The 19,339-nt window shown below is 66.2% G+C and carries 15 protein-coding genes; 7 read left to right on the forward strand and 8 right to left on the reverse strand.

The features are described 5' to 3' along the window. Positions 1-48: 48 nt before the first annotated feature. Positions 49-1,446, reverse strand: coding sequence for a helix-turn-helix domain-containing protein (locus tag N2K95_RS13175; RefSeq protein WP_260651893.1), 1,398 nt, complete (start codon positions 1,444-1,446; stop codon positions 49-51). Between the two features lie 143 nt (positions 1,447-1,589). Beyond that, positions 1,590-3,011 carry an FAD-dependent oxidoreductase gene (locus N2K95_RS13180; RefSeq protein WP_260651894.1) on the reverse strand — a complete coding sequence of 474 codons (1,422 nt, stop codon included), beginning with the start codon at positions 3,009-3,011 and terminating at the stop codon, positions 1,590-1,592. A gap of 171 nt (positions 3,012-3,182) precedes the next feature. On the opposite strand from N2K95_RS13180, the gene rarD reads away from it, so the two are divergent. Continuing rightward, a complete protein-coding gene (rarD, locus tag N2K95_RS13185) occupies positions 3,183-4,259 on the forward strand; it encodes an EamA family transporter RarD (protein ID WP_407080084.1) in 1,077 nt (358 codons plus the stop codon). 287 nt (positions 4,260-4,546) lie between these two features. After that, entirely contained in the window at positions 4,547-6,106 is a 1,560-nt protein-coding gene (locus N2K95_RS13190) for an HNH endonuclease signature motif containing protein (protein ID WP_260651895.1), read from the forward strand. Between the two features lie 307 nt (positions 6,107-6,413). Here the strand turns inward: N2K95_RS13190 and N2K95_RS16355 are convergent, their stop codons facing one another. From N2K95_RS16355 to N2K95_RS13205, 3 genes are all read right to left on the reverse strand, one after another. Next, positions 6,414-8,150: a CAP domain-containing protein gene (locus N2K95_RS16355; RefSeq protein WP_260651896.1), complete on the reverse strand. Its 1,737-nt coding sequence runs from the start codon at positions 8,148-8,150 to the stop codon at positions 6,414-6,416. Between the two features lie 172 nt (positions 8,151-8,322). Further along, complete coding sequence (gabT, locus tag N2K95_RS13200; RefSeq protein WP_260651897.1) at positions 8,323-9,678, reverse strand: 4-aminobutyrate--2-oxoglutarate transaminase; 1,356 nt, start codon at positions 9,676-9,678, stop codon at positions 8,323-8,325. A 51-nt stretch (positions 9,679-9,729) separates the two neighbouring features. Then, a complete protein-coding gene (locus N2K95_RS13205; protein WP_255790687.1) occupies positions 9,730-11,160 on the reverse strand; it encodes a gamma-aminobutyraldehyde dehydrogenase in 1,431 nt (476 codons plus the stop codon). 144 nt (positions 11,161-11,304) lie between these two features. Here N2K95_RS13205 and N2K95_RS13210 point away from each other — a divergent pair, with 144 nt between their 5' ends. The 4 genes from N2K95_RS13210 (at position 11,305) to N2K95_RS13225 (ending at position 14,373) form a co-directional block, all read left to right on the forward strand. After that, positions 11,305-12,714 (forward strand): PucR family transcriptional regulator, encoded by a 1,410-nt coding sequence (locus tag N2K95_RS13210; protein WP_260651898.1) that lies wholly within the window; start codon positions 11,305-11,307, stop codon positions 12,712-12,714. A gap of 9 nt (positions 12,715-12,723) precedes the next feature. Beyond that, positions 12,724-13,353, forward strand: a complete 630-nt coding sequence (locus N2K95_RS13215; RefSeq protein WP_260651899.1) for a putative glycolipid-binding domain-containing protein — start codon at positions 12,724-12,726, stop codon at positions 13,351-13,353. A 77-nt stretch (positions 13,354-13,430) separates the two neighbouring features. After that, entirely contained in the window at positions 13,431-13,859 is a 429-nt protein-coding gene (locus tag N2K95_RS13220) for a hypothetical protein (protein WP_260651900.1), read from the forward strand. 7 nt (positions 13,860-13,866) lie between these two features. Continuing rightward, on the forward strand, positions 13,867-14,373 hold the full coding sequence (locus tag N2K95_RS13225) for an HIT family protein (protein ID WP_260651901.1): 507 nt from the start codon (positions 13,867-13,869) through the stop codon (positions 14,371-14,373). A gap of 160 nt (positions 14,374-14,533) precedes the next feature. Here the strand turns inward: N2K95_RS13225 and N2K95_RS13230 are convergent, their stop codons facing one another. The 3 genes from N2K95_RS13230 to N2K95_RS13240 are packed head-to-tail and all read right to left on the reverse strand — an operon-like array spanning position 14,534 to position 17,677. Next, a complete protein-coding gene (locus N2K95_RS13230; RefSeq protein WP_260651902.1) occupies positions 14,534-15,589 on the reverse strand; it encodes a polyprenyl synthetase family protein in 1,056 nt (351 codons plus the stop codon). A gap of 52 nt (positions 15,590-15,641) precedes the next feature. Further along, the gene (locus tag N2K95_RS13235) at positions 15,642-16,970 is read right to left on the reverse strand and encodes a geranylgeranyl reductase family protein (RefSeq protein WP_260651903.1); all 1,329 of its coding nucleotides are present in this window, start codon (positions 16,968-16,970) and stop codon (positions 15,642-15,644) included. Continuing rightward, on the reverse strand, positions 16,967-17,677 hold the full coding sequence (locus N2K95_RS13240) for a demethylmenaquinone methyltransferase (RefSeq protein ID WP_260651904.1): 711 nt from the start codon (positions 17,675-17,677) through the stop codon (positions 16,967-16,969). Before N2K95_RS13240 ends, N2K95_RS13235 begins: the two co-directional genes overlap by 4 nt. 119 nt (positions 17,678-17,796) lie before the next feature. On the opposite strand from N2K95_RS13240, the gene N2K95_RS13245 reads away from it, so the two are divergent. Next, a complete protein-coding gene (locus N2K95_RS13245; RefSeq protein WP_260651905.1) occupies positions 17,797-19,146 on the forward strand; it encodes an isochorismate synthase in 1,350 nt (449 codons plus the stop codon). Positions 19,147-19,339: the final 193 nt, after the last annotated feature.

The following is a 19,339-nucleotide window of genomic DNA, read 5'->3' on the forward strand; positions in this document are numbered from 1 at the left end:
AGGCTACGGAACGCAACGTTGCAAGCGGGTTGCAACGACCGAATCCGGTCAGGCCAAGTCCCGTTCGATGCGCTCCAGGGCGGCGGCGACGGCGGCCCGGCGGGGCGAGCGCGGCGGAAGCACCCGCAGGGCACGCTGCCAGGCCTCGGCGTCGTGCTCCGCTTCCGGCAGGTGCAGGTACTGCAGCAGGGCGTCCGGCCCGGCGTCGGAGAGCATCGCCTTCCGCAGGACGGCCGAGACATCGCCGCGCAGCCGGATGAGGGCAGGGGCTTCGGAGCGCGGCAGCACCTGTCCCCGGTACATCCCCAGCGCCAGCCGGTGCGCCCCCTGTTCCAGGAACCGCAGGACCTGCGCGGCGTCCACCACCAGCGGCCTGGCCAGGCGGTAGGGGCGGGAGCGCGGGACCAGCGGTTCGGCCGGTGTCCCGGCGGCGACGGTTTCCATCAGGTTGCGCAGCCGCAGCATCTCCGCCCGCACCGTGCCCGCCTGTCCGCCGTCCGGGTACGCGAGTGCGGCCAGCTCCTCGGCGGTAAGGCCGCCGGGGTGCAGGGCCAGCACGGCCAGCAGCTCCCCGTGCCGGGAGCTGAGCTCCACGGACCCGCCCCGGGTATGCAGCACCGCACGCTCCCGGCCCAGCAGCTCCAGGCGTTCCGTGTCGCTGGCGGGCGGTGACGCCGGGCGGCCTGCACGACGGCGCGGCGGCGCTCCGAAGCCGGCGAGGGATCCCTTCTGCGGGGCGTCTCGGTCTGCCTGCAGTCGCTGGACCTGGAGCCCGGCTTCCGCGGCGGCGACGGCTGCCCGGACCAGGGCCAGGGTATGCGGGGCGACGGCTTCGGGACCTCCGGTTACGTCCACAACGCCGAGCACGGAGCCGGTGTCGGGGTCATGCACGGGGACGGCGGTGCAGCTCCAGGAGTGGACGAGCCGGCTGAAGTGTTCCGGCCCGGCAATCTGTACGTCGGAGCCGGTAGCGAGGGCGGTTCCGGGGGCACTGGTGCCTACCGTGCGTTCGGACCAGTCCGCGCCGGGAACAAACAGCATGTCTTCGGCACGCCGGCGCAGCACCGCGTCGCCGTCCACCCACAGCAGCCGGCCCAGCTCATCCCCCACGGCCACCAGCAGCCCGGAGTCCTCTCCCGGCCCCACCAGCAGGCGGCGGATGACCGGCATCACGGCAGAGAGCGGATGGGTCGCCCGATAGCGGGCCAGGGCGTCGTCGTCGAACACCAATTCCGGACGCGGGACGTCCGGGTCCGGGTGGTGCTGAAGCGACCGCACCCAGGACTCCCGGACGGACGGCCGCAGCCGTTCCAGCCATCCGCTGCCGGAGGAGAGCGCCTCATGCGCCCGCACCGCGTTCCGGCGTAAGGCTTCCGCAGGTATCCGCGGCAGGACGCCGGACGGCCCGTTCAGGGCAACACTTTGATTCTGCGCCGCAATGCGCACGGCCCCCGCCTATCCACGCTGACAATCGGACAACGTCTTCCGTAGCGGACGCTGCCCGGTGAGGGAACAACAACTCTTCGTTGGACATGCTCCCATGCGCGGACCGGCGGAGGCCAGAGGAACTGCGGTTTACCGGCGAACGGTTACTCGCCGCGGGAAATGCGGGTCATTTCCTCGCGGTCAACCACCTTGACGCGCTCGCGGACGAGTTCTCCGGTCAGCGGGTCGGGGTGGATGTAGGACGCGCCGAGGCTGCGCTCGTAGGCATCCAGTTTCAGCCAGCCCTCCCACGTCGTGTACTTGACGCCGCGCTCCTCGAGCAGGTCGATGATCGACGACGGGTCCGGGTGCGTGGCGGCCGGCAGGTTCAGCCGGTCCTCCAGCAGGAATCCAATGGTTTCCAGCGCATCGCCCTTGGTGTGCCCGATCAGCCCGACGGGGCCGCGCTTGATCCAGCCCGTGGTGTAGATGCCCGGCACCGGAGCGCCGTCTTCGTTGATGACGCGGCCGCCCTCGTTGGGAATCACGCCGCGCTGCGCGTCGTAACCCACTTCGGGCAGCTCGGAACCGAAGTAGCCGATGGCCCGGTAGACGGCCTGGACCGGGTAATCCACAATCTCCCCGGTGCCGCGCACATTTCCGGTGCCGTCCAGCTCGGTCCGCTCGAACTTCATACCGGCGACCTTGCCGGGGTTGGAGGGATCGTCGTAGATCTCCACCGGGCTGTGCAGGAAGTGCAGGTGCAGCCGGCGGGAAGCCCCGGTGTCCTGCTCCTCCACGAGCCAGTTGGTGAGGGTGTTGACCATGGTCTTGGTCTGGTTGTTGGTGCGGATCTGCTCGTCGGAGCCCTCGTCGAATTCGAAGTCCTCGGGGTACAGGACAATATCGACGTCACGCGAATGCGAGAGTTCACGCAGTTCCAGCGGCGTGAACTTCACCTGCGCCGGTCCGCGCCGGCCGAAGATATGCACGTCGGTGACCGGGGACTTCTTCAGGCCCTCGTAGACGTTCGTCGGAATTTCCGTCGTGAGCAGGTCGTCGGCGTGCTTGGAGAGGATGCGGGCGACGTCGAGGGCCACGTTGCCGTTGCCGATCACTGCCACCTCCTTGGCGTCCAGCGGCCATTCCCGCGGAACGTCGGGGTGGCCGTCATACCAGGACACAAATTCCGCACCGCCGAAGGAACCCTCGAGGTCGACGCCGGGCACGTTCAGCGGGGCGTCCTTGATGGCTCCGGTCGCGAAGATGATGGCGTCATAGAAGTGGCGGAAATCCGCCAGCGTCAGGTCGCCGCCGTAGTTGACGTTGCCGAGGAACCGGATGTCACCACGGTCCAGGACCTTGTGCAGGGCGTTGACGATCCCCTTGATGCGCGGGTGGTCCGGAGCGACTCCGTAGCGGATGAGGCCGTAGGGCGCGGGGTACTGGTCGAAGAGGTCAATGCTGACCTCGAAGTCCCGGTCGGCTTTGGTAAGGATGTCGGCGGCGTAAACACCGGCGGGGCCTGCGCCGATAATGGCGACCCTCAAAGGACGCTGGGCGCTGTCCGCGGCAGGGTTTGTCACTGATAGTCCTTCTTCTCTTCTGAGCTTCTGGGTGCGCAATTAACACACAGTTGTTTATTCTAAATGCCGGGTTCGCCGTCGTCTAAACGGTCCGGAAAAGCGCCCGGAAGGCCTCCCGGGAATACGCCTCCGCACCTGCGTGTTAAGCACCACGTGCCTTACTCAAAACCCGTGCCCGCCGTCCGTAACGCTGCAGCCGATGCCGGCGTCGTTCCGTCCTCCGGTAGTTCCGCGTCGTCGGGTGCGTTGTCGTCGCCTGATCCGGCGTCGGGAGACCTGACGTCGACCGGGAAGCCGGGGACGGCCGGAGCGCCGGCGGCAGGAACGCCGGCGGCAGGCCGCGAAAACCTGCCCGGCATTCTCTTCGGAGTCGGCGCGTACGGGCTCTGGGGCCTGCTGCCGCTCTACTTCATGGTTCTCAAGCCGGCGGGAGCGGTGGAAATCGTAGCCAACCGCGTCGTCTGGTCCCTGGTCTTCTGCGCCATCCTGCTCACCGTCATGCGGGCATGGAAGCCGATGCTCGCTGCCCGACGAAATCCGCGGACAGTGGGAACACTTGCCGGCGCCGCCCTGCTGATCGCGGTGAACTGGCTGACATATTCATGGGCGGTGCTGAACGAACACGCAGTGGAAGCAGCACTGGGCTACTTCATCAACCCGCTCGTGTCGGTTCTGCTTGGCGTACTGGTGCTCAAGGAAAAGCTGCGTCCGCTGCAGTGGGCAGCCATGGCAGTGGGGTTCATTGCCGTGCTGGTGCTGGCACTGGCGTACGGAACCGTGCCGTGGGTGGCCCTGGCCCTGGCCTTCAGCTTCGGGTTTTACGGACTGGTCAAGAAGGGCATCGGCTCCCGCGTTGACGCGGTCTCCAGCCTGACCATTGAAACGGCGGTCCTCACACCGATCGCCGCGGGCGTCATGATCTGGCTGTCCATGACCGGTGCCGCAACCCTGACCTCCAACGGTGCGGGGCACTTCTGGCTTCTGGTCGCCTCCGGCGTCATTACCGCCGTGCCGCTGATCTTCTTCGGCGCTGCTGCGCGCCGCCTGCCCCTGTCCACGGTGGGACTGCTGCAGTACCTGGCGCCCACCCTGCAGTTCATCCTGGCCCTGACTGTCTTCAAGGAAGCCATGCCGCCTGAGCGTTGGGCAGGCTTCGGTCTGGTCTGGCTCGCGCTGGTGATGCTGACCATCGACATGATCGGCGGTCCGCGGCGCAACCGCAGGCTGCGTGCTGCCGCTGCCGTCTAGCGGGTGCGCCGGGGGCGTGACCGGTCCTCCACAGCCCGCTTCTTCACCGGGCGTCCGCGTTGTTGCCCCCGGCGCCGAGGAATGCGCCCGGCGCCTGCCGGTCGGTGCGTCACGCTTGTCGTATGGCTTTGGAACCATTGAACGAGTTACAGCTGCCGACCGGATTTCCCTCGGTGGATGCATCCGGTGTGTCACTGGTCCACCACACTGAACGAGCCCTTAGCGCAGCGTCTACCCTGCGTGTGGAAGCGACGGAGGAATGGGAGCTTCTCAGCCTTCAGGATGCCGTGGAGTTCGCCTCTGCGGTCGAGGAAATCTCCCGCATCGCCGACTACCTGAAGTTAACCGCCGCTGCTGCCGTTGACCGACAGCGTCCTGCCCGGACGTTCAGTACCGCAGACGGGTTGCGGGATTCCGAAGCGGGGCAGGACCCCGGCACAGCATCCCCTTCCTCCACAGCCAACCCTTCCTCGCCGATGCCCGGCGGGCGATGGCGCGAGTTTAGGAGCACAGCGGATTTTCTTCGTTCCCGGCTGCGCATCTCACGGGGAGACGCTCGTCGCCGGCTGGCTCTGGCCGCGTCTGTCCTTCCCCGGCAGGCACTGACGGGTGAAACACTGCAGCCGGTGTATCCGCTGCTTGCCGGCGCATGCGCCGAGGCTGCCCTGGCGGCCTCGGACCTGGACGTCATTGCCCACGCCCTGGAGGAAGCGCTGCCCCGGCTGGAACCGGAAGCGTTCAGGGCCATGGAGAAGCAGCTCGCGGATATTGGCTCTCATCAAGACCACGACTTCCTCGTCCGCACGGCAAAACACTGGATTGCCCTTCTGGACCAGGACCAGCCGCCCAGCGAGGAAGAGCTCAGCCGTTTCCAGGGAATCTTCCCGGGCCGGCGGCGGAACGGATTGAACCATCTGCACATTTACTGCACCGACGAGCAGCACGAAGCATTAACCACGCTGACCAATAGTGCCGCTAATCCGCACCAGACGGTGCCTGCGGGGAACCCACCCGTATCCAGCGGGCCGCATACGAGTCCAACGGCGGTGGACGCAACCGCCGCTCCCGGGTCCGGCCTTCCGGATCGGCTGCCTCGGCCGACCCGCCCGCAAATGCTGCTGGAGGGGTTGCTCGCGGCCGTCCGCGCGGCTCTTTCATCCGGCGGTCTGCCAGCTGCCGGAGGTCTGCGGCCGCAGGTTATGGTCACCATCAGCCATCAGGCCCTCCTGGCCGGATTAGCGCATGGACCCGACAGCGATGTCGCAGGCAGGAACAGGAAGCCATCGGGACCGGGAAATCCGAAGAATCGGGACGACGCTACCGACCCGGATCATCAGCACCTTCACACCGCCGATCCTGGCAGCACCCCCCACCGTGAACCTTCCGGGGGCCGGAGTACCCGGGAGCGTCCCGTACCCGGCCGCGCCGCCTTCACCGGACCTATCGGGGTAAGAGACGTTCGGAAACTGGCCTGCGATGCAGATCTGATTCCTGTCGTCCTGGGGACCCAGGGGCAGGTCCTGGATCTGGGACGAGCGGCACGACTTTTTCCACCGCACCTGCGCAAGGCACTGCAGGCCAGGGACCGCGGCTGCACTTTTCCGGGCTGCACTATCCCGGGGCCGTGGACGGAAGCTCATCACGCCACGTTCTGGGAGCGCGGAGGAGGCACGGACCTCGGGAATGGAATGCTGCTGTGCTCGTTCCACCACCACCTGATCCACCAGGAGAAATGGCGGGCTTACATGCGGGCAGGAGTTCCATGGTTCGTGCCGCCGCCCTACGTTGATCCGGACCGCCGACCGCTGCGGAACGCCTACTTCCATCCGGAATTCCTCACATCATGAAACGGCTGCCGTGACTGCGTAGGACGTGCGGCGTGCGGTGTGCGGTGTGCGGTCAAGCAACACCCTCTGGCCGCCCATAGCAACGAAGGGGGCACCACAGCCGGAACGAGCCGCGGTGCCCTTGCAGATTGTGGGAGATAGCGCTGCGCAGGCTCCGGCGGACGAGCAGCACCCGCCCCGCAAAACCTGCCTTTCGGCCGAGGAACCCCATGTTGTCCTAAGACGTCCATGGCCTGCGTACAAAAGCTGCCCTTCACCGCCCCGTCGGCAACGGGAGGTGAAGGGCAGCGTTCGCTGTGTTTCTTGTCTATGCCTGGCGCGTGCGGCGCTGGGCCATAACGACGGCGGCGGTACCGGCGACCACCAGAAGACTTCCGAGCACGGCCGTCAGCAGCTGCCAGGAAGCCAGGCCGGTCGCGGCCAGCTCTCCCCCAGCAACGCCGGCGGGCATGGCGGCAGAAACCTCAGCAGTCGGGGCATCGGCTTCCAGACCCGTCTCCGTGCCTGCAGCAGCTCCCAGGACCGTCACGGACTCTTCAACGGAGAAGGACTGCCAGCCGACAAACTCGGCGCCGAGCGTCAACGCAACCCGATGGTCGCCCGCAGGCAGATCTGCAGGAACATCAACAGCAAGATTTCCCGCGGAATCGGCAGTCATGGTTCCGAGATCGATGGCGTTCGAATGCAGCACCACGCGGTAGGCCGCATTCGGTTCCAGGCCGCTCAGGGTCAAGAGGCTTCCACGGGGAGTGGCTACGAAACCGCCGCGGTTGGCCTCGGTGAGGTTCGCCTCGTTCCACTGATCAATCGCGGCCGGGGCCTTGGGTGCGGCCTTTACAGGTGCGGCATCGGTGGCCGGCTTTGCGTCAGCAGCATCTTCTCCGGCTTTCTCATCGACGTTCGCTGTCGGCAGCTGTGCGGGCGCCGGTTCTGACACGGTTTCGTCGACCACGGGGGCTGGCACTTCTACCGGTGCGTCTGTCTCAGCGGGGGCAGCCGGTTCAACAATCGGCTGATTCTTTTCCGCTGCAGCCTCCTCAGCGGCGGCCTTCTCGGCTGCGGCCCTATCAGCCTGTGCCTTCGCGGCGGCGGCAGTCTCAGCAGCGGCCTTCTCGGCGGCAACAGTCTCGGCAGCAGCCTTCTCGGCGGCAGCCCTGTCAGCCTCTGCCTTCGCGGCGGCGGCAGTCTCAGCAGCCTTGTCGGCCTCGGCCTTCTCAGCGGCAGCCTTCTCGGCAGCGCCAGTGTCAGCTCCCGCCTTGTCCGCGGCATCCTTCTCAGCTGCGGCTTTCTCAGCGGCGGCCCTGTCAGCTTCTGCCTTCTCGGCAGCAGCCCTGTCAGCCTCTGCCTTCTCGGCGGCAGCCCTGTCAGCCTCTGCCTTCTCAGCGGCGGCCTTCTCAGCAGCAGCGTTGTCGGCTGCGGCCTTCTCAGCAGCAGCCTTCTCGGCGGCGACCCGCTCGGACTCCTCCCGTGCGGCGGCTTCCTGCTTGGCCTTCTCTGCCGCGTCATCCACCACTGGCTGCGGAGCGGGCGCAACCGGCTGTCCGCCACCGCTGCCCGGATACCTCCCGAAGTCTGCAGTGATCAGATAGGCACCTTCGTTAGGGCCCGCTGTCAGGCGCACCGCCCCTATACCCACGTCCGTGAAGGACGGGTTGAGCATGTTCATGTTGTGCGGTCCGGAGTTTACCCACCAGTAAAACGCCTGGTCGACGTCGTAGTTCCAGACAATGTTCTCCGACCAGCCCTGTGAACCGGCGGGATATCCGGCCGGCAGGGTCGGGTTGTGCCCGTAGGTGTAGGCGCCGGCGCTTTCAGCACCAACGGCGGAACCAGCGGTCCACTCCTGGGCAACGGAACCGATCTGCGGGTTCCAAGCCAGCGGTGCGAGTCCTGACTCCGCACGGTAGTTGTTAATCAGGCTGAACATCCGGCCCGCAGTCTGAGCCTCCGATGTGGCTGCCGACGCGGTAGGAAGCGCCACGAGGGCACTCACCACGGTAATCAGGGCAACCGCCAAGGCGCTTACAGGTTTTCTTACACGCACTACAAAGTCCTCTGCGTCCGGACCCGCAGGGCCCTGGTCTGCCCGCGCTGGAGAGATCAGCAATCGGGGGCGCCCGCCATACCGGGGGCGCCCCGCGAATCTACACGACGTAGATCACACAAACAACACCAGTCACATTGGTGACGCTGCTAAACCCGGACGCCTCTAGTTATCAGAGGCGCCCGCGGACAGCAGTTTCCAGCACGTCCAGTGCGTCCAGCAGCAGGTCGTCACCGATGGTCAGCGGCGGCAGCAGCCGGATCACATTTCCGTAAGTGCCGCAGGTCAGCACAATGACGCCCTCCTGCAGGCAGGCTGCCGCGACAGCCTTCGCCGCCTCGGCGTCGGGCGCCTTGGTACCCGGCCGGACGAATTCCATGGCGAGCATGGCACCGCGTCCGCGGACATCGCCGACGACGCCGCTTTCCACCGCAAGTGCCTGCAGCCGGGGCAGCACAAGCTCCTCGATGTGTCGTGCCCGACCGGCCAGGTCCTGGCTGACCATGGTGTCCATTGCCGCCAGGGCAGCTGCACAGGCCACCGGGTTGCCGCCGTACGTGCCGCCCAGACCTCCCGGATGGACAGCGTCGAGCAGCTCCGCACGCCCGGTAACGGCGGAGAGCGGCATACCTCCGGCAATGCCCTTGGCCATGGTGATCAGGTCCGGAACCACTCCTTCGTGCTGCACCGCGAACCATTCGCCGGTGCGGCAGAAACCGGACTGCACCTCGTCGGCAATGAAGACCACGCCGTTGGCACGTGCCCACTCGGCAAGCCGCGGCAGGAAGCCTTCGGCAGGGACAATGAACCCGCCCTCACCCTGGATCGGTTCAATCAGAAGCGCCGCAAGCTGGTCCGCGCCGATCTGCTTCTCGATGGCCAGGATGGCACGGTCTGCGGCCTCTGCACCGGTGAGGCCCGGGTTCTCCTCGCGGAACGGATAACTCATGGGCATCCGGTAGATCTCCGAAGCGAACGGACCGAAGCCGGTCTTGTAGGGCATCGCCTTCGCAGTCAGTCCCATGGTGAGGTTGGTGCGGCCGTGGTAGGCGTGGTCGAAAGCGACGACGGCGTCGCGTCCCGTTGCCGAACGGGCAATCTTCACGGCGTTCTCCACCGCTTCCGCGCCGGAGTTGAACAGCACTGTCCGCTTCTCGAAGTCCCCCGGAGTGACCTCAGCGAGACGTTCGGCAACGGCCACGTACCCCTCGTAGGGAGTCACCATGAAGCACGTGTGGGTGAAGTGCTCCACCTGTTCCTGCACGGCAGCGACGACGGCGGGGTCGGAAGCGCCCACGCTGGTCACGGCAATGCCCGAACCGAGGTCGGTGAAGGCGTTGCCGTCCACGTCCATAATGATCCCGCCGTCCGCGTCAGCCGCGTATACGGGAACGCTGGAGGCAACCCCCTTGGGCACCACGGCAGCACGGCGTGCCGCCAGTGCAGCGGATTTCGGGCCCGGGAAGGTGCCGGTAATCCGGCGTCGCTGTTCAAGGCGGTAGCTGGGGGTAATAACGGGTGTACTCATGAAGCTGCCTTTCGGAGGTACCGCTGAAGGAGTAGGGAAACGGGCGCGGATCTAGGCGTCCAGTGCGCTCATCACATGCTTGATGCGGGTGTAGTCCTCCACGCCGTACATGGAGAGGTCCTTGCCGTAGCCGGAGCTCTTGAAGCCGCCGTGCGGCATTTCGGCCGTGAGCATGATGTGGGTGTTGATCCAGACCGCGCCGAAATCCAGATCCCGGGACAGGCGCATCGCGCGGCCGTGGTTCGTGGTCCAGACACTGGAGGCCAGGGCGTATTCGACGTCGTTGGCCATGTCCACGGCCTGCTCTTCGGTATCGAATTTCTGCACGGTGATGACGGGACCGAAGGTTTCCTTCTGCACCACGTCGTCATCCTGGCGCGCTCCGGTAATGACGGTGGGTTCGAAGAAGAATCCCTTCGACCCGGCCCTCCGCCCGCCGGTCTCCACGCGGCAATGCGCGGGCAGTGCTTCGATCACGGCATTCACCGAGTTGAAGTGGTTGATGTTGTTCAGCGGTCCGAAGTAGTTTTCTTCGTCGTTGTCGCTGCCGGTCCGAAGTTCCTTCGCCGCAGCCACCAGCTTGTCCACGAGGGCGTCGTGCACGGAATCCTCCACCAGCACACGTGTGATGGCAGTGCAGTCCTGACCGGCGTTGAAGAACGCGAACTCGGCAATGGCTGTGGCAGTCCGGTCCAGGTCGGCATCCGCGAAAACAACTGCAGGCGCTTTGCCGCCCAGTTCCAAGTGGGCCCGCTTGAGGGTCTTTGCGGCGCCGGAGGCCACGGCGACGCCGGCCCGCACGGAGCCGGTGATGGAGACCAGGCCGGGCACGGGGTGCTCCACCATCAGCGCACCGGTCTCACCGGTGCCAAGGACCACGTTGAGCACGCCGGCAGGGAAGATGTCTGCCGCCAGGCGGGCAAGGACCAAAGTGGATTCGGGGGTGGTGTCGGACGGCTTGAGGACCACCGTGTTTCCGGCGGCCAGGGCAGGACCGATCTTCCATACCGCCATCAGCAGCGGATAGTTCCACGGGGCCACCTGGGCAACGACGCCGATCGGCTCGCGGCGGATGAAGGACGTGAACCCCTCCATGTACTCCCCGGCAGACTTGCCCTCCAGAAGCCTGGCTGCACCGGCAAAAAAGCGAAGCTGGTCCGCGCCAACGGCTACTTCCTCTGCAGCAATCAGCGAGCGCACCTGTCCGGTATTCCGGTGCTGCGCTTCCACCAGTTCGTCGGAATTGGATTCCAGGGCATCGGCCAGGCGAAGCAGCATGCGCTGGCGGTCGCTGGGAGTAGTGCGCTTCCAGGTGCGGAACGCAGCGGCGGCTGCGTCCATCGCTGCGTCGACGTCGGCCTGCACGGAGACCGGCGACACGGCAACCACTTCGCCGTTGGTCGGATTCACGACATCCAGTACGTCGATTCCGCGGGAGGGGACAAAAGCCCCGTTGATGAAGTTCTGCAATGTCTCAGCCATGCCGGACGTCCTTTCGGGGCGGGCGCTGCGTAGGTGGTTCCCTCAAACCTACTGTGAAGCACCTCTCACACGAAGGGCCACCTGCACAGCCCCACAGTACGACCGCAGTGCAACCGCCTAAAGTTCTCCACCTATAGTGGTGCAATGCCCATCACACTTTCGGACCTGCTGGCTGCGGGCGGCCTGGAATTGACGAGTCACGGATCCTCCGAGCTCTCCGATGAGCCCATTCAGTGGGTGGCCGTCACGGAGCTGGAGGATCCCTCCCCTTTCCTCGGCGGCGGCGAGGTGGTGCTGACCACGGGGCTGCGCCACCGCAGCAGTGCGGCCCAGCACCGCTTCGTGCAGAGCGTCAAACGCGCCGGCGCGCTCGGGATCGGGTTCGGTACCGGCCTCAGCCATGACACGGTGCCGGCACCCCTGCTGGCCGAGGCGGACCGCTTGGGACTCCCCGTGTTCGAGGTCCCCTACCGCACCCCCTTTATGGCCCTGGGGAAGCTTGTTGCGGATTCCCTCTCCGCCGAGCACGTCACCCAGCTCCACCAGCTGCTTTCCGCCCATCGGGTTCTGGCGGAGGCGCTGCTCAGCGGCAAGGGACTGCCCCGGCTACTGACGGAACTGTCCCGGCTGGTGAAGGCCGACGTCGCCCTGTTCCAATACGGTGCTCCGGTCTTCGCCACAGCCGAGCCGGATGCCTCCTGGCCGCGGATCCCTGTCCCCACCGGAATGCGGGACCGCTGCACGCTGGCCATTGCGGAACCGTCCGTGCAGCCGGACATTGTTGCCTATGCGCAAAGCCTGATCGGGGTGGAACTGAGCAACCAGGCGGCACGGCGGGCCAGCAGCAGGAAGGTCACCGGACAGCTCCTGGGAGACGTGGTGGACGGCCTGCTCTCGGGACAGGACGCAGCTGTGAGGCTTCAGGCAGCCGGCATCAACGCTGACCGGAGGCAGGCCGTGCTGCTGGTGGAGGTGGCCTCCGGCCAGATCCGTGCACTGCCTGCACTGCCGCTGCCTGCAGAATTCAGCGGCACGCCCACAGCCATCCATGAAAGCCGCCTCGCCCTGGTGGTTCCCGCGGCGGAGGCCAGCGGGCTGGCCGGGAAGTTGAGCGATTACCTCTTCGGAGCCGGGCTGACGGCAAAGGTGGGAATCGGCGGTTCCTACACTGAACCCGCGGGACTGCGCTGGAGCTACTTCGAGGCACGGGAGGCGCTGCGGAACGGTGCGTCAGTGAACGAACCCGAGCGCTTGAACCTGACCTCCCTCCTGATGGCCAGCCGTGATGTTCCACTCACCGATCTGGCTGCCGAAGCCCTGGACCCGCTGGTTGCCTTCGACGACCGGCACGGTGCGCACCTGATCCCCACCCTGGACGCGTACCTGCTCCTGAACGGATCAGTTGCCGCCGTTGCCGCGGATCTGGGCCTGCACCGCAACACTGTCCGCTACCGGCTGGCGCAGATTGCGGAGCTCACCGGGTACGACCCGGCGGTCACCGCCGACCGGGTACACCTCTACTTGGCGCTGAACGTCCGCCGTCTGGGCGGTTAACCTGTAGGAATGACTACCACCGCGCAGGCCAGGACCGTCCGCTGGCAGGGTCAGGATGATCCGGACCGCACGGACACTGCAGTGGTGTCTTTCCGGGACCGGGAACTTGCCGCCGCCGGCACCTCGATCACCTCCGAATACCGGGCGGCCTGGACCCTGTCCACCACCCCGGGCTGGGTCACCCGCCGGCTGACGGTGGAGGTGAAGGGCAAGGGCTGGTCGCGAAGCCTGCAGCTCGAACGCAGCACCCAGGGCCGATGGAGTGCCGAGACAACCACATCCGGCCTCACGGACCTGCCCGCCCCCGGTATCGCAGACCCCCGCAGCTTGGATGAGGCCCAGGACTGCGACCTTGGCCTGTGCCCGCTCACCAACACCATGCCGATCCTGAGGCTGGACCTGCTGAACGACTCCGCTCCCCCGGATGAAACAGAGCTGACCATGGCCTGGGTGGAAATGCCCAGCCTGCGGGTGCTCCCCGGAAAACAGGTCTACTCGCAGGTTCGGGCCTATTCGGCGGATCCGGGCCACGCCGTCGTCCTCTACAGCTCGGCTAACCGCGGGTTCACCGCCGAACTCACCGTTGATGCCGACGGCACCGTCATCGACTATCCCGGGCTGGCAACGCGCCTGCCGTAGGTCCGCCGGCGTCCGGACCGGGTCCGCGACCCGGCTAGGATTGGAATACATCCACTCAACGCACGCTTGGAGACCTCATGAGTGAAATTTTCCTGGATCGATTCCGCGCCTTGGTCCCCAAGTATCTTGAGGACAACTGGCGGGAAGAAGACGGCATCCCCGCGCGGGAGCTGGACTCCATGCTGGCCGCCCACGATTTCACCATCCCGCTGGTGCTGCGCGAGTTCTACCTTGCCGTCGGCGGCTGCGAAGACCTCATGGAGGCCTTCCACTTCTTCTGGGATCCGGACGAGCTCGAGATCGAAGACGGCTACCTGCTGTTCCTCGAAGACGAGGATGAGAAGTTTGTCTGGGGCATCCGGGCGGACCAGCTGGACGTTCCGGATCCCATTGTCTGGCGGCGCAACAACGCCCGCGGTGACTGGCAGAGCGAGGAAGGCACCCTCAGCGAGTACGTCCTGGACATGTTCGAGTGGATTTTCGAAGAGGATGAGGACGAGGACTGAGCCTTCAATGAGGGACGTTTTCCGCGAAGAAACCTGGCACAGCCATGCACCCGAGGGCTATGAGTGCCCGTTCTGCGACCTGGCCTCGGGCGAGCTCCGGTATCCCGGCAACCTGTGCGAGCCCGGCGACCTGATCTACTCCGACGACCTGGTCCTTGCGTTCATCGCTTCCCACGGCTTCGACCCGGAGCCGGGACATGTTCTCGTCACGCCTCGGGAGCATTACGAGCTGCTCTATGAACTGCCCGACGACGTCGCGGCGCGGATCATGCTGGTCACCCGGGACATGGCGGTGGCCATCAAGAAAGCCTGGAACCCGGACGGCGTCACCACCCGCCAGCACAACGAGCCTGCCGGCAGCCAGCACGTCTGGCACTACCACCAGCATGTACTTCCCCGCTGGACCGACGACGGCCTGTACTTCACGCCGAAACGGCCCATCGTGCCGCCCGCTGTCCGTGCCCGCAAGGCCGCAGAGCTGCGCGCCGTCCTGGAGACGGCCAACCAACACTGATCCGCCGGGCCGCGAAAGCCCCATGCCCAGCACCCAGATCCGGTCCACAGGCCCGAGGGCCGTCATGCCGGGGCCCGGTCTCGGGGCCCGTCCCGAGACCGCTCCCGCGCACCCGCACGCGGCCAGCGGCACGCGACCGGCCGGGCACCCGGCAGTACCTCTAGACCTCGCGGTTGACGACTGCCCGGGCAAAGGCGGCCAGGGCTTCCTTCACCACGGAGTCCGGCAGCGGCGCCAGGGCGGCAACTGCATCTTCGGACCAGCTGCGGGCCACTTCCCAGGACTGCTCGGTCACAGGGCTGCTGCGCAGCGCTGCTACGGCTTCAGCCAGCGCCTCGTCAGAGCTGAGGTCCCTTTCCACCAGTTCCAGTACGGCAGCGGCGTCGCTGTCCCCGCCGGCAGCAGCACGGCGGAGCAGCAGCACGGGCAGGGTGGGAACCCCTTCACGCAGATCAGTGCCGGGAGTCTTCCCGGACTTGACCTGCACTCCGGTGACGTCAATGACGTCGTCGGCCAGCTGGAAGGCGATACCCACCTTCTCGCCGTATTCGACCATGATGTCAATGACGTCCTGGCCTGCTCCGGAGAACAGTGCACCGAACTGGCCGGACGCGGCAATCAGGGAACCGGTCTTGTCCGCGATGACGGAGAGGTAGTGCTCCAGGGGATCCTGGCCCTCGGCAGGGCCGACGGTTTCATGCAGCTGGCCCAGGCACAGGCGCTCGAACGTGTGGGCCTGGATGGCCAGGGCCGGACCGCCCAGAGCGGAAACCAGACTGGAAGCGCGCGCAAAGATGAGGTCGCCGGTAAGCACGGCCACCGAATTGCCCCAGATTTCATGTGCCGTAGGTGCGCCGCGGCGATACGGTGCTTCGTCCATCACATCGTCGTGGTAGAGCGTGGCCAAATGCGTCAGCTCAACAACCACGGCCGACTGGATGACCTTGTCGGGCGCATCCTCTGCACCGAGATGGGACGCCAGCAGCGTCAGGAGCGGACGGATCCGCTTGCCGCCGGCCTCCACGAGGTGCCGGGAGGTGGTGTCGGCGAAAGGATCGGAGTTCGCGACGGCTTCACGCAGCCGCACTTCCACCTGCTCCAGGGATGCGGCCATCGAAGGGCCGAGCCTCGGGTCCTCCGCCAGCAGGGCGAACCCCGGCGGCAGGGCGGAAGTGCTCGGCGCGGTCTCCGGGCTGGTGTTGGTGGATTCAGTCACTGTTCAAGACTCACTATTTGTCGGAACGGGTGGACACAACAGGCATTGAACGTCACGGGTGCTGCACGGGCTGCCGGGAAATCGCCGGCGTTCCCTGGTTGCTTGCCGCCGGGACCAGCATTTCCAGTAAGGCAATCACTCTATCCTCTATGCCCTTGGAGCTGCGGTCCGTGAGGTTGGCGAGCATCCGCACCACAAACCGCATCAGCACGGGAATCGGCATTCCTGTGCGCAGCGCCAGTTTCATGACGGCCGGCCGGCCGATCATGCCTGCGAAGATACGGCCGAGGGTGAAGTGGCTTCCCCACTCTTCCCGCACGTGTCCGGCATAGCCGCGCAGTTCGACGTCGAACGCTGCACGCGAGGTCAGCAGGCCCGGGACAAGCGCAGCCCCCTGCCCCTCGATGATGTGTTCGGCGGCAAACCGCGCCGACTCCATGGCATAGGAGATGCCTTCGCCGTTGAACGGGCTGACCATTCCGCCCGCATCGCCGAGCAGAAGCAGTCCCGGGGAGTAATGCGGGGTGCGGTTGAAGCCCATCGGCAGCGCTGCGCCGCGGATCTCGCCGACCTGGTTTTCCGGGGTGAAGCCCCACTCCGCAGGCATGCCGGCAGTCCAGTCGCGCAGAACCTTGCGGTAGTCCAGCTTCCCGAATTCCTTGGAGGAGTTAAGGATGCCCAGGCCTACATTGGAGGTTCCGTCTCCCACGCCGAAGACCCAGCCGTAGCCGGGCAGCGGATTACCGGAGGCGTCGGGCAGCTCAAGCCAGCCTTCCATCCAGTCGTCATTGGTGCGCGGGCTCTCGAAATAGGTGCGCACAGCCACGCCCATGGGCCGGTCATCGCGCTTTTCGATGCCCAGGCTCAAGGCGGTACGGCTCGAGTTTCCGTCGGCGGCCAGAACGACGTCGGCGAAGAACTCGCGCCGTTCACCGGTGCGCCTGCCGTTCTCGTCCAGGATGTTGGCGACGGCGCCCTCGACCCGTCCGTCCTCGCCGCGGATGGCGGAGACCACGGTGTGCCGCTCGAGGATCTTCGCTCCGGCCGCCTGCGCGTGGCGGGCCAGGGCTTCGTCGAAACCGAGGCGGGTGCGGATCAGGCCGTAATCGGGGAAATCCGAGAGTACCGGCCACGGCAGCTCGAGTGTGCGGCCGCCGGCGATCAGGCGCAGGCCCTTGTTCCGGCGCCAGCCTTCGGCTTCGTCGTGCGGCAGGCCGAGGTACTGGATTTCACGCACGGCGCGCGGCGTCAGGCCGTCGCCGCAGACCTTCTCCCGCGGGAAGGCGGTCTTCTCAAGAACGGTGACGTCCACCCCTGCAGAGGCGAGGTAGTACGCGGCAGTGGAACCGGCGGGACCGGCACCGACAATAAGGACCTTCACTTTGCCGGATGTCCTCCGGGCTTGACGGCGCGGTGTACGGCCACGATGCCGCCGGTGAGGTTGCGGTAGGCAACGTCCTCCCAGCCGGTTTCGGCGATCCAGGCAGCCAGGCCGTCCTGGTTCGGCCAGGCGCGGATGGATTCCGCCAGGTACACATATGCATCGGGGTTGGAGGCAACCTTGCGGGCGATCGACGGCAGTGCACGCATCAGGTATTCGGTGTACATGGTGCGCCACACCGGAACCACCGGTGAGGAGAATTCCGCAATGACGAGGCGTCCGCCGGGCTTGGTGACCCGGAGCATTTCCGCCAGGGCCTTCTTGGGCTCGTTGACGTTGCGCAGGCCGAAGGAGATGGTGGAGGCGTCGAAGGAGTTGTCCTCGAACGGCAGGTTGGTGGCATCGCCGGCAACGAAGTCGATATCCGGGCGGCGCCGCTTGCCTACCTTGAGCATGCCGAGCGAGAAGTCGCAGGCAACGACGTCGATGCCGGCGTCGGCGTAGGGCTCGCTCGAGGTGCCGGTGCCGGCGGCAAGGTCCAGGACCCGCTGGCCGGGCACGGCTCCGACGGCGTCCACCACAATGCGGCGCCAGCGGCGTGTCTGCCCGAGGGACAGCACGTCGTTTACGACGTCGTATTTAGGTGCCACGTCATCAAACATGGCAGCAACTTCATCCGGGCGTTTTTCCAACGATGCGCGGTTCACTCTGTCATTGTCTCAAACAATAGGAGGGCCGCCGAACAGGCCGCCGCGCTGTCTTGTTCCTCTCAGCCGGGGGCCCCGATATCCGGCGTGCACCGGCGGCGGAGTACTGTGGAACCACTATGACCACCCTGCGTTCTGTGACCGTGCCCGTCGGTGAGCTTTCCGCCACCATTGGTCTTCTGGAGTTCCTGGTACTTGACGAGCAGCTGTGCTGGATCCGGCGCCAGGAGGGACTCATAGGGTTCGGCGAAGCCGCCCGCTTCACCTCCAGCGGCCCTGACCGGTTTGCCCGGGCGCAGGATTGGTGGCGGTCCCTCCTGGCGCAGGCCGAGGTCGACGACCCTCTGGCAGCCCCCGGCACCGGCATCGTGGCCTTCGGATCCTTTGCCTTCTCCAAGCGCTCCCCCTTCGAATCCCGCCTGGTGGTTCCGGAAATCGTCGTGGGCCTGCGGAACGGTGCCGGCTGGGTGACGTACACGACGACGGATCCCGAGGTGAAACTCGACGCCGAGACGGCAAAGGCTGCACTTGCCCGCTATCTGGAGGATCTGCCGCACTACCGTGAAAGCGACCCGGCGGACCAGGTCCTGCCCGGCATGCTGAGCGAGGCGGAATGGAAGAACGCCGTGGCACGCTCGGTGGCGCACGTCGCCGCCGGCGACCTCAGCAAGATTGTCCTGGCCCGCGATATTGCTGTGAAGCTGGCCAGCCCCCTGGTGGCTTCGCAGGTGCTCCGCGAACTGGCCGTGCGTTACCGGGACTGCTGGACCTACTCTGTGGACGGATTGATCGGCTCCACGCCGGAGATGCTGATCCGGGTGCAGGACGGCACGGCGCAGGCACGTGTGCTGGCCGGCACCCTGGACCGCGCCACCGCCCCCGTCGATGATCCCGACTATGCCCAGCGGGTTCTTGCCGGCTCCGCCAAGCAGCAGCACGAGCACCAGATCGCGATCGACTCCCTCACCCGGTCCCTGGAACCCTTCACCTCCTCGATGACCTCCCACACCGAACCGTTTGTCCTCGAACTGCCCAACGTCTGGCACCTGGCCTCCGACGTCACGGCCGAACTCGCTCCGGATCACAACGGAACGGTCCCCACGCCGCTGACTCTGGTCGAGGCGCTGCACCCCACTGCCGCCGTCTGCGGGTTCCCCACCAGCGTGGCCGGCGAACTGATTAGTGAGCTTGAACACATGGACCGCGGTCCGTACGCGGGACCTGTGGGCTGGATGGATGCCGCCGGAAACGGTGAATGGGGCATCGCCCTGCGCGGCGCCGTGATCGAAAGCCCCACCGACGTCCGGCTTTATGCAGGCTGCGGCATCGTTGCCGGCTCCAATCCTGCGGCGGAACTAGAGGAAACCTGGAGCAAGTTCCGGCCAATGCTCGAGGCCCTCGGTCTGGACCGGCCGGGTGCCGTTCCGCTGCGCAGCCCCGATTTCGCATCCTCGCCTGCGGGTTCCTGACCCGTACCGGCACTGCTCCGGACACCCCGCGAGACCGACTGCATAGCCACATGGTTTCTTGCATAAAATTACAGTGAGTAGAATAGAAACTCGGAAGTCGTCTCCGGGCGCTTCCGCGCGACGCCGCTTTGGAGACGGTTCGGTTTCCGCCTGCGGCCCAATCCATTCCTGCCACAAAAAGGTCCTGAAATCG

Source organism: Arthrobacter zhaoxinii (assembly GCF_025244925.1).
In the GTDB taxonomy this organism is placed as follows: Bacteria; Actinomycetota; Actinomycetes; order Actinomycetales; family Micrococcaceae; genus Arthrobacter_B; species Arthrobacter_B zhaoxinii.